7 protein-coding genes and 1 pseudogene are annotated in these 11668 nt (G+C 39.2%); 1 reads left to right on the plus strand and 7 read right to left on the minus strand.

The features are described 5' to 3' along the window. Positions 1 to 74: 74 nt before the first annotated feature. Positions 75 to 491 (plus strand): annotated as a pseudogene (locus tag EP737_RS00670) (polysaccharide deacetylase family protein); the annotation flags it as partial. An 852-nt stretch (positions 492 to 1343) separates the two neighbouring features. Here the strand turns inward: EP737_RS00670 and EP737_RS00675 are convergent. From EP737_RS00675 to EP737_RS00705, 7 genes are all read right to left on the minus strand, one after another. After that, positions 1344 to 2948 (minus strand): amidohydrolase, encoded by a 1605-nt coding sequence (locus EP737_RS00675; RefSeq protein ID WP_129726006.1) that lies wholly within the window; start codon positions 2946 to 2948, stop codon positions 1344 to 1346. Between the two features lie 204 nt (positions 2949 to 3152). Continuing rightward, positions 3153 to 4985: a hypothetical protein gene (locus EP737_RS00680; protein WP_129726007.1), complete on the minus strand. Its 1833-nt coding sequence runs from the start codon at positions 4983 to 4985 to the stop codon at positions 3153 to 3155. 391 nt (positions 4986 to 5376) lie between these two features. Beyond that, the gene (locus EP737_RS00685) at positions 5377 to 6552 is read right to left on the minus strand and encodes an acetylornithine transaminase (protein WP_129726008.1); all 1176 of its coding nucleotides are present in this window, start codon (positions 6550 to 6552) and stop codon (positions 5377 to 5379) included. Continuing rightward, on the minus strand, positions 6549 to 7322 hold the full coding sequence (argB, locus tag EP737_RS00690; protein ID WP_129726009.1) for an acetylglutamate kinase: 774 nt from the start codon (positions 7320 to 7322) through the stop codon (positions 6549 to 6551). Before argB ends, EP737_RS00685 begins: the two co-directional genes overlap by 4 nt. A 17-nt stretch (positions 7323 to 7339) precedes the next feature. Next, positions 7340 to 8569 (minus strand): bifunctional ornithine acetyltransferase/N-acetylglutamate synthase, encoded by a 1230-nt coding sequence (gene argJ / locus EP737_RS00695; RefSeq protein WP_129726010.1) that lies wholly within the window; start codon positions 8567 to 8569, stop codon positions 7340 to 7342. A 12-nt stretch (positions 8570 to 8581) separates the two neighbouring features. Beyond that, entirely contained in the window at positions 8582 to 9616 is a 1035-nt protein-coding gene (argC, locus tag EP737_RS00700) for an N-acetyl-gamma-glutamyl-phosphate reductase (RefSeq protein WP_129726011.1), read from the minus strand. A gap of 55 nt (positions 9617 to 9671) precedes the next feature. Continuing rightward, positions 9672 to 11666, minus strand: a complete 1995-nt coding sequence (locus EP737_RS00705) for a hypothetical protein (protein WP_129726012.1) — start codon at positions 11664 to 11666, stop codon at positions 9672 to 9674. Positions 11667 to 11668 lie beyond the last annotated feature (2 nt).

Raw genomic sequence — 11668 nt, forward strand, 5'->3', positions numbered from 1 at the left:
ATACCCATTATCTGAACAGATGTTGACGTGTTGAAGGAGCAGCATTGTAGTATGTATAGGATCCTGTTTTACAGAAATACGGCATGAAGGCAACTCAGTTCACCGTTTCAGATTGGGTAAATGGTAGTTGGAATATGACAGCAAGTGAGATTTTAACGGTTATGGAGAATGGTATTGATATACAAAATCATTCTGTGACGCATCCCTTCCTAGCTAATTTAAGCAAAGAGGGGCAATACGGAGAAATTAATGACGCAACGATAGCTCTTAAAGAGTTAACAGGCAAGACGACAAATGTGTTTGCTTATCCTTATGGAAACTATAATGCTGATACAATCTCCATTCTTAAGGAATTAGGACTTAAAGGAGCTTTTAAAGTAGGTGGCGGTATAAGTACTGACCAGAGTGACAGATATGAATTGCCTCGTATTATGATTCTCCAAAACCACACTTTAGATGACTTTATCAGGATGGTGGAAACAGGATACTAGATAAATCGCGGAAAAAGGATTAATAAAATAGTTAGATTACTTTGTAAGGATATAAACTTTTAATAAGTAATGAATTGCCGTAGTACTTACCATACTACGGTTTTTTTTATTTATTGGGTTTTGGTCAATGCCCCTCCTTACTTCATCGAAGTTGAAGAATGGGACTTCTTTCGAAAATTAGTTAAAAAGCTGTTTGTTAATACGGATGAAAGAATATAACTTGGAGGTGAATCCCTCCCGGCTTTTTATCATGAGCCTTTTATCTCTATGCTGTCAAAGGTAGACTTTGCCTCGGATTTAAGTGCGGGAGTATTGATATAAAAGGTTTAAATTTTTAGGCCACTAGATTTAGTAGAAGATAATTGGGAGACAGTTTGTTTATGACCATGGTGAGCGGGTAATACCTATTATCCGAACAGATGTTGAAATGTTGAACGAGCAACACTGGGGTGATAAGGTGGCTAAGTACGGGATTCGTGATTTATCTTATCCTTATATCCTTTTTCAGTGTACCTAAATAAATTTGAAAGTAAGAGGAAAATATATAAATTTCACGTCATGTAGTGGTATACTTTTCCTTGTTAACTAACTAATGGAATGCTTGAATAAGGAGCCTAAAAGATGAAACAGAAAGTAAATTGCAGCAGTTATTGTAAGCACAGTAACACTCCTATCAGGATGTGGGACAGAAGGGAAAGAGGAGACAGTAACTATACAACATCAAAGGAAGAAACAACACAATCCATATAAAATAGGAATGCTAACTATCTGAAGGAAGGCAAAGGCATGAAAAGACCTATATAATCATCTCGTATACCTCCGCCTACAGTAATTTGGCATTTCGTAAAAGAATTATCTTTGAAAAACTAAATTTCCACCCATATAAGTTTGTTTAACAAGAACTGTATTGATCTTTTCAAGATTCATTTCAAATATGTCCTGGTCAAGAACGATAAAGTCAGCATGATTGCCTATAGAAAGCTGTCCGATATGAGGAATCCGTGTGATTTCTTGCGCTGCTTTTGTGTAAAGCATGATGGCGGTTGTTAAATCTACCCTTTGATCTTGTCCAGTATCCGAACCATCATACGCTAAGCGTGTGACAAAAGACATGATTCCAACAAATGGATTTACGGGATCAGCCCAAGCGGTCGCAGGTGCATCCGAAGAAAACGCCACTTTTATTCCTGATTTGAGCATAGATCGAATAGGATAAGTTTGTTTTGTACGCTCAGATCCAAGGTTTTTAAGGTAGCTCTCAATTTCTGCAAACACAAAAATTGGCTGAGTAACAAAGGCAATACCCGTTTCAGCTGCCCGCTGGATGGCCCGAGATGTAGGCATTGCCGCATGTTCAATCCGAATAGAAGGACCATCTATAAGCCAGCCTTTTTTGCCATAAAAAGTGTCAACGATTAAGTCAATGGCTTGCTCGCCCATTGCGTGGACAACCAATTGAATACTATTTTGCTCCGCTGCTTTTGCAGCAGCTAATAACTCTTCCTTAGTTGTCATTTGGATACCGTAATTTTCCTCTTCATCAAGGAATGGCGGATTGACCCATGCTGTTTTTCCAGAGATGCTTCCGTCTGAGAATAATTTGATACCGCCAATGTGAATTTGATTTTCTCTTTTAATTTTATCTGGTCCCAATATAGGTTGTTCCTTCAAATCTTCCCAGAGATAATAGAGAACAGTACGTTGTTTTAGTCCCTTTTTGATAGCTGCATGATATATGTCAAAATAATCAATTGGTTTGGATTTGGACATAAGGTCTGTTATTGCTGTAATACCATGTGCAAATAACATAGTACTTAGCTGAGCTAATGATTCTGCGTTCTCTTCCAGAGATTTAGCTGGTAGCATGCGCTGGACGAGATCTTTGGCATTTTCACGTAATATTCCTGTTGGCTCACCATTTGAATCCCGATCAATCTTTCCACCTTGTGGATCCGGTGTATTTTTCGTAATACCTGCTAATTCCAATGCTTTACTGTTTACAACTGCAATATGGGTACATGTCCGGGTAATGAAAATAGGAATGTCTGTGGTGGCTTCGTCTAAATCCCAGCGTGCCGGCGCTCTTCCTTCAGACAATTTCCCTTCATCATAACCCCAACCTTCAATCCATTTATCTGATTTATTGGACGTACTTAAATTCCGAATTTGTTCAATTAAATCTGCTATCGAATTGACAAGTGGAGGGGTGCAGGCGATTTGGGTAGATGCATTAGCAAGCCACAAAGGGTGTAAATGGGCATCGATAAAACCGGGAAGCACTCTGTTGCCACTAAGATCCACACAATCACCCTCTATATTTTCTAAATCTGATTGCTCTCCAATCCACACTATTTTTCCATCCCGTACAATCATGGCGTTTGCATATGGTTGTTCTGGATTAGAGGTGAAAATTTTCCCATTAATAAAGGTCCGAACAGATTGCTTACCAATGGTCATTTTATTTCTACTCCTCTCAATGAATTTGAATGCAGCAAAGTTGAAAATCATTAGATTTAATTTTTTGACAGTATTCAAATCGTTCCATCGTTCACTACGTTAAAGTGGTGAGTGCTGCCCCTCATTTTCAAAGGCCTGGATATAGCTCCTGCTGGAGTAATCCAGGCCTTATACGTAAATGTACATACGGTGGTATGAGAGTTATCAATCCTGCTCTGGAAAGTGAAAAGCATATAAGCAGTACAGAAAATCGTTAAAAGGAAGGGAAGACTCCCCCTCTTGCTCACCATTTCCTGTAACGCTAGTTTTGATGGAGTTTCCCCACACTTGAAGGCTGTCGTTATTTGGATTATAAAAATAAACGCGAATGCAGCCTACAGGGTCAGGGGCTACTCTTTGAATAAGTACTGCATGGGCTCCAAGCGCTTGACCAGAATTGTTGTAAATCGTAATACCAGCTGGTTGAGGGAGCCCTTCATTGATATTCCGATTAATCGAAGGGTAATAGTATTGATGGAATTTGGATTTAAATTCAAAGTCACTGTATGCATCTGAAAACCCGGTCCATATTCCTTTTATATGAAAAGAGGGATTGATCCATTTATGGGGATCTTGCCCGCGTCCTTTGGCGGCCTTTAACATTTCAAAATAGATAGAATCAAGGTGAGGAATCAAGAGTAATGATACGGTATCAATATTGTCTTCATCATCCAGCGAGACATGCGTAAGCGTATCAGAAGAAATGGGTCTTCCTTCAAAATTAATAGTGATTTTTCCATTTTCAAGAAAATGATTAAATAGTTTGAGCAGCATGACAGGCTCCTTTTGTGACCAATAGCTGAGTGCTCTTGTCGATTGGCACGTTGGGTTAAATCCTTGGCCAATCCCAAGCGGCTGCCCTAAAACGCTTATCATTTCCGAGACTAGAAGGGAACGAAGGATATCTGTATCGGTGATTTTGTGAACTGCTGCAAGTCTATTTTTAATATTTTCATGAAGGGGGACTTCTAAAAGCTTCCCTAACTCCCTTATGAATTCTTTAGTAAAAATATCTCGCTCAAGAAGGCGTATTAAACCATAAATACTTCTTCTGGTTTTAATTGTAATGGCTGAATCGATTAGGGAAGAAACAAAAGGCAGATTCAACCGCAGGTTTTCCTTAGCTGTTTCATCCACACTCAGTATGCTCTGAAGCAATTCTGGCTTTTCTTTATTTATATAGTTTAAAAATATCGCATAGAACGGTGAAACAAGCCCTGTATGTTTCACTGATGTACGCAGCTGATGTGCTTCTTGTGTTAATAATAAATCATTACTGGCTTTAAGTTTATTTTCATAACTTTCAACGGAAGCTGCAGCGGCTATACTAGATGGAGAATATACAGCATTTACGTAACGCATCAAGCTTGAATCTGCCTCTTCCATGCTGCCGGCTAACTTTTTTGCGCTGGCAATTAATTTCAGGATTTTGTCCGTTACAATTGGTCTTTGTACGGCTAGATTATCGACTTCCTGATACAGGCTTTGAAAAACAAACGGTGAAAAACAGTGGTCTGAGATAAATCCTAAAACCTCCGATGCTTGTTTATCTTTGTAAAGATGCTTTACCCGATTTTCTTCTGTTTCTTTCATTAAAAGTAGATCTAGATTCAAAGCCAGAACCTTCGTCAAAAATTCAGTTGCTTCAGACGCCGACATTTCTGGATGTATATAATCACCTCTGGCAATGGCGAGAATTCTTAGATTGCTCAATGCCTCGGCTGTTGCCGTGATGCCGCTGGCATGGAAAGTGCCTCTAACAAGAACAGGATTGAGCTTACGGACATTCTCCCATGGCTTCCCCGCAAATACCCCGGCTTCATCAAAAAGATGGGCATATTTAAAAATCTTTGCCAATCCATTTGGTTCCTTTAGAAGTATAGTAGCTTCTGCAAAAACAGCCTGTTGAAATAAACTCTTATTTAAGGCGGAAGTTTTCCATAACTGATTAAAGGCTCTTTGAAACGAATCCTCTGAATTAAAACGAAAAAGTCCCATATATCCATTCCCTTTCCTCCATATTGACTTTACAGTATCATACTGACAAAATACAAAGAGAATTACTTATGAGAAGAAAAATACACAAATACTTCGTTTTGACAGAGAAGTGACGGAGATTTAGCCGCTAGATTACCAATTGAACGAAGTTGGGTATGATAATCTGCTTAATTTTAAGAATATTCTTTAAATTTAAAATTATTATTTGACCAATTTAACACAAAATGGCATATATTTCAAATAAAAATATTTTATTCATTTGGCACGACTTTAGGGCATATGTTTGGGAAACACCGTTCGTTAATATTTAAAATTCAATATTATTGCTTAGCTAAGCTAAAAAAAGGACCACGAAATTATTTCGGGTCCTTTTGGTTTTGATGGTAATCCTTTAATAACCAATCTCCTGCTTTTCAGCTGATATGTATGCTTTTTCCAGAGTTTCTTTTATAATATTAACTCCATTTTCTAGTTCTTCTTTTGATACGGTAAGAGGGGGGAGTAGCCGAATGACCTTTTCTCCTGCTGGCAATACGATAAGCCCCTTATTCCGAAGCTCACTTAATAGTGCCGTTACGGGAACCTTACATTCGATTCCAGCCATCAATCCAATACCTCTTATATCCTGGATAATGCTTAAGTGTTTTAGATTATTTAGTAGTTTCTTAAAGAGAAACTCACTTTTATCAACAACCTCATCTAAAAACTCTTTTTTAAAAATGGTATCCATCGTAGCGATAGCAGCGGCTATCGAGACTGGATTTCCCCCGAAGGTCGAGCCGTGACTTCCCGGACCAAAATATTCCTTAAGTTTTTCTTTCCCAATTACAGCACCGATAGGAAATCCGTTTCCTAAACCTTTTGCAGATGTTATAAGATCTGGATTTAGGTCAAAATGTTGGAAGGCAAAAGGTTTACCTGTTCGGCCAATACCTGTTTGGATTTCATCAATGATGAAAAGTGCACCATGCTGTTTACAAAGCTCCTGAACACCCTGTAAAAAATTCTTATTCCCAACATGAATTCCACCTTCACCCTGTACAGCCTCAATCATAACTGCGGCAATATCATTTCCTATTTCACTCTTAACGGTTTGGATATCATTATATGAAACATATACAAATGTTTCGAGCATTGGCCCAAATCCATGCTTTATTTTATCTTGTCCTGTTGCTGACATCGTCGCAAAGGTTCGGCCGTGAAAGGAATTTTTAAAGGTGATGATTTTCGTTTTTCCTGTTGCTTTACGTGCCAGCTTAATGGCTGCTTCGTTTGCTTCTGCGCCGCTATTGGCAAAGAAAACTCGATTCAGCCCGGCCGCTTCTGCAAGCATTTTTGCGGTTGTCTCTTGGATTTCACTTTGGAATAGGTTCGATACGTGCCAATATTGATTGAGCTGCTTAAGTACCGCCTCCTCTACTTTTTTCGGGCGGTGTCCAAGATTACAGACCCCGATTCCTGAAGTAAAATCAAGATATTTTTTTCCATTCTTATCTGTCAGCGTACTGCCGCTCGCGGATTCAGGTTCAATCTCCCAGCGTGCATAGGTTGGAAATAAGTAATTCAATTTGTGATCGGCTCCTTATGATAAATTCTCGTACCGTTCCATTTGCCATTTTCAAAAAATGTCTTTTGACCGGAAACAATCATGACGCTTTCGACGCCTTTTTCCACAGCATTAAGCGCTGATTGAACTTTCGGAATCATCCCGCCGCTAATTTCACCATTTGCAATATAGGTATTGACCTCTTGTTTTGAAAGGTTTCTGGCGAGCGATCCCTCAATGAATACTCCATCAACATTGGTAACAAATAGGCATTGTTCTGCATGAAGGGCATTAGCCACTTCTGCTGCCGCATAATCTGCATTAATATTAATTTTTTCGCCGTTTTTAGTAATTCCTATCGGGGTAATGACAGGAATATAATTTCCATTAACGACAAGTTCTAAAAATTCTGTATTCACCTTGCTGATTTCTCCAACAAAGCCAAGCTCTTCACGGTTTAAATAATCAGCTTGTAAACAATCCCCATCGCTTCCATTTATCCCAATTGCGGAAAATTGGTGCTGCTGAAGTATTGCCACAAGCTTTCTGTTAGTCTGGCCTGATAGAATCATTTCAGCAATTTTTAGCGTTTGTTCATCTGTTTTACGAAGTCCGTTTACATATTGTGGTTTCAAATTAAACAATTCTAGCATTTCATTAATATCGGGACCACCGCCATGGACAAAGACCAGTTTATAACCTTGCTTTTTCAGTTCGGAAAGACTTGTAAAAAAAGCGGATGTTAATTCGTCTATAATACTGCCGCCGCATTTGATAACGATATATTTCATCCTATTTTCACCGACCCTTACGTGCGATAGCTGGCATTGATTTTGATATAGTCATAAGATAGGTCACAGCCCCATGCCTTACCAGCTCCATTGCCCACGTGCAAATCAACTAAAATCGTAATAAAGGGCTGATTTAAATACTCCCGTGCTTCATCCTCTGAAAAGAAACATGGTACACTATTTTCAAGCATCTTAATATCACCGAGGGTAATATCGACTGTATTAGGGTTAATCACCGCTTTTGTCTGCCCAATCGCGCCGATGATTCGTCCCCAGTTGGCATCGGCACCAAATATGGCGGTTTTCACTAAATTTGACCCAACAATTTGTTTAGCAATGAATCTTGCTTCCTCATGATCCTTTGCTCCTAGTACATTCACCTCAACTAACTTTGTAGCTCCCTCGCCATCCATAGCAATTTGCTTTGCTAAATTTTCACAAGCTTTTGTTAAAAGCTCAATAAATGTTGCCCATTCTGGATGCTCTGGAGTTAACGGATTATTCTCTGCCAGGCCATTTGCCATAACAAGAACCATATCGTTTGTAGAGGTATCTCCATCTACGGTAATTTGATTAAAAGTATTATTAGTTACACTCTTTAAGGCCGTCGATAAATTCTCAGAAGAGATGGCTACATCTGTTGTTAAGAAGCCAAGCATGGTAGCCATGTTTGGATGAATCATTCCTGATCCTTTTGCCGCTCCCCCAATCGTAATGGTTTTGCCGTCGATGACGGTTGAGTATCCACAGCTTTTCATCACAATATCGGTAGTCAGGATAGCAGTTTGAAAATCAACTGCATCACTGTCTAAATTGCCTGGTGATAATGATTGAATGCCATTTGCGATTTTATCCATATCTAAATATTTACCAATAACACCTGTCGATGCGACGGCCACATAATTTTCCTTAATATTAAATTTAACAGCTGTTAAGGAGCGCATTTTTAGTGCATCCTTGTATCCTCTTTCTCCGGTGCAAGCATTGGCGCAGGCACTGTTTGCAACAACAGCCTGTAAGAGACCTTCACTCGCTATGCTTTCTTGAGTTACTTTTAAAGGAGCTGCTTGGAATTGGTTTGTAGTATAAACTGCTGCAGATGAAGCCGGGATTGCACTAATAATGACCCCTAAGTCCTTTCTAGCATAGCGGAGGCCAGCATGTGCCCCTGTTGTTGTAAATCCTTGTGGTGATAATATATTCCCATTTTCAATTTCAACAATTTTATCCTTTAACAATAGTTGCATTCCAAATCCTCCTTAAGGGTACAAGGGAATAAATTCTAATCCCGTTTTCTCATTTAATCCATTCATTAAATTGGCATTTTGAACCGCCTGACCAGCAGCACCTTTCATGAGATTATCGATTACTGAAACGATTGTTAACCTGCCTGTTCTTTCATCAACATGTAAACCAATATCACAATAATTTGAGCCTGATACTTCCTTTACAGATGGGAAATTACCTTTCTGCCTTATCCTCACAAACGGACTTTTCAAATACTGTTCATTATATAATTCAATAAGTCTATCAGTATTAATATTTTCTGTAAGCTTTATATATATGGTAGCCATTATTCCTCTTGTAATTGGCAGCAAATGTGTATTGAAAGTAATAGGTGAAACTGCCGCATTCCAAAGGTTCAATTGCTGTTGAATTTCAGGAATATGCTGATGTTCATTCACCTTATATATTTGGAAATTTTCATTAATTTCCGAGAATAGCAAGTTTTTAGAAATAGATCTTCCAGCTCCGGAAGCACCAGATTTTGCGTCAACTATAATCATATCTGGGTCAATCAGTTTCTCCTTTATTACTGGTGCAAGGCCCAATAGCGTGGCTGTGGGGTAACAGCCAGGATTAGCGATTAATTTAGCATCGATAATTTTTTCTTTATTCCATTCACTTAACCCATAAACAGCTTTTTCCAATAAACTGCTTTTAACGGGTTCATGCTTATACCATTTCCTATACATTTTTCCATCGGTAAGCCGCAGGTCACCGGATAAGTCGATAATTTGAATACCTGTCTCCGCGAAGTCCGGAACAAGCTTACTAGATACCCCTGATGGGGCGGCAATAAAAACGATATCTGAATGCTTTGCTATTTTTCCAGCATCTATATGCTCAAGTTTTAAGCTTGTAATTCCGTTCAGATGTGGAAACTCTTCATATAACGGAAGCTCATCCCTTGTCGTATGCACTGATTGTATCCTAAATACAGGATGATGATGTAATATACGAAAAAGTTCACCACCGCCATATCCAGTAGTGCCAATTATCGATACTTTCATGAAAATCCTCCCACGAGACAGTATTTATAAAGGTTTAAGTTTTCTTACGTTTTGCTTATGCCCATATATAATTTTTGCCCCAGCTTTCTTTTGCCAGTGTTTCCACTTCTTCAACAAGACTGTCTTCAACCATATAGGTATCACCTTGTTCGAATGGATTATAGTGGTATGCATACATTCTTGATACAAATTCGTGGAATGGAAGGGATGCTTCTCCTTCAAATTCACCAAATCCTGAAACACTTGCAATGATGCCTTGCCCCCAATTCTGACCGCTGTCGTTGTTAGGATTGTAAAAATAAATTCGGACATTTCCGTTCTGATCCTTTTTAATTCGTTGAATGGACACAGCATGAAGGCCGAGCAGCTCCCCATGAACGTTTGTGATGAAAATACCAACGGGATTCGGATAAATCAATTCAAATCCTTCATTATAATCAGGATGGTGAGTGGCATAGAATAACTTAACAAATGCAGAGTAGTTGGTAACCTTCAGTGTCATTTGATCAATCGCATTGATAAAGCCCTTTGGAATCCATGCACCGTAAAATTCCGGGTTTACCCACTTATGTCCGTCCTCTCCGCGAAGCAGCGTTCTTTTCATCATTTCGTTATATATTTTGTCAAGGTGTGGTACAAGAACAATAGATATCAGATCCAAATCCTGATCGATTGCATTGGCTACTCCTCCAATAAGGAGGCTTGAGTGAATGGTCTCTCCTTCAAATGTCATATCAATATCATTGTCACGGGCTGCCCGGGCAATATATTCCAACAGTTGACCGATTCCATGCTGAGCCCAGAGGGAAATGGCTCTTGCAGATTGGCAAGTTGGATTGTTCCCTTGTCCCATACCAAGGGGCTGACCAAGAACACTCACAACACCGGCAATAAGAAGACCGTTTAGGCTAATCGCACTTTGTTCATCCTTAAACTTTGTAAGTGTTTGCCGTACTTGAGCATGAATAGGGAGATCAAACAGACGGCGGATGGCAGGAAGTACATGCTCCTGTGTAAGCACTCCCCGATCAAGCATACTTGCAAGTCCGTATACAGCTTGTCGTGTTTCAGGATAAATAGAAATCTGGATAATGTCATGAATCAGTTGTTGATTGGCATTAAAACAAGACATCCCTGTTTTTGATAAATCAAGGGCTGCCTGGATTTTATCAGGGCTTTTCCGGTTAAGGAACCGAAGAAGAACGGCATGATAGGGTGATACAAGACCTATTTCCCTCATCGATTTTGCGAAAATTACAGCCTCTGACTCAAGATCATCTTCATTGGCATTTTCTAGTCTGAGTCTATATTCTCTTTGATCTGCCACATCCTTGCTTAAAGGCGTTGGAGCATTTGCAGCATGTATAAATTTTTCAAGAGCTTCTTTCGTTTCTTCATCAATATTGCTTTTAATTAATTGTTTAGAAAGGTTGATCATGTTTAAAATCCGGCCGGTCATAATAGGACGCTGAACAGACAGGCGTTCTAATTCCTGAACAATTTGATTAGCGATTGCTCTAAAGGAAAGCTGCTGACCTAGATAACGGAACAAGCTTTGAGCCCGAACCATATGATCCTCCAATTGAATCCGTCCTTCTTCTGTTTCCGGTGTAAACAAAAGATCGAGATTGAGGGCCATGACTTCATTTAAAAAGGCATTTGCTTCTTGTTGACTCAAGCCCTCATGTATGTAATTTCCTTTCGCAATCGCAAGCATTCTCATTTCACTTAACAATTCGATAATGGAATTGACACCTTGTTTAGACCTTAATGAACCGCCAACGAATGGAGGCTGCATTTTAGTTGGATCTTCCCATTGACCTCCAAGGAAAACACCAGCCTGGTCAAACCGATGGGCATTTTCATAGATAATATTCATTCCATCGTCGGAGTAAGAAAGCTCAACCGCTAATTGGAATACGTCTGTTTGATACAAGCTTTTTGCGAATGGTTTAGCCTGCTCAAGCTTAGTCAAAGCATCTTCAAATTTGCCTTTTAAGGCTGCTGTTTGTTTATCCAGTCTTTTTCTCTTTTTTGTTATTGTACTCATCC

Origin of the sequence: Ectobacillus funiculus, assembly GCF_004138295.1 — a bacterium.
GTDB classification, from domain to species: domain Bacteria; phylum Bacillota; class Bacilli; order Bacillales; family Bacillaceae_G; genus Ectobacillus; species Ectobacillus funiculus.

Bases quoted from the DNA above. Each gene is read 5' to 3' on its own strand.
- argC (WP_129726011.1), bottom strand. From the start codon at position 9,616: ATGAAAGTATCGATAATTGGCACTACTGGATATGGCGGTGGTGAACTT.
- EP737_RS00705 (WP_129726012.1), bottom strand. From the start codon at position 11,666: ATGAGTACAATAACAAAAAAGAGAAAAAGACTGGATAAACAAACAGCA.
- EP737_RS00675 (WP_129726006.1), bottom strand. From the start codon at position 2,948: ATGACCATTGGTAAGCAATCTGTTCGGACCTTTATTAATGGGAAAATT.
- argJ (WP_129726010.1), bottom strand. From the start codon at position 8,569: ATGCAACTATTGTTAAAGGATAAAATTGTTGAAATTGAAAATGGGAAT.
- argB (WP_129726009.1), bottom strand. From the start codon at position 7,322: ATGAAATATATCGTTATCAAATGCGGCGGCAGTATTATAGACGAATTA.
- EP737_RS00680 (WP_129726007.1), bottom strand. From the start codon at position 4,985: ATGGGACTTTTTCGTTTTAATTCAGAGGATTCGTTTCAAAGAGCCTTT.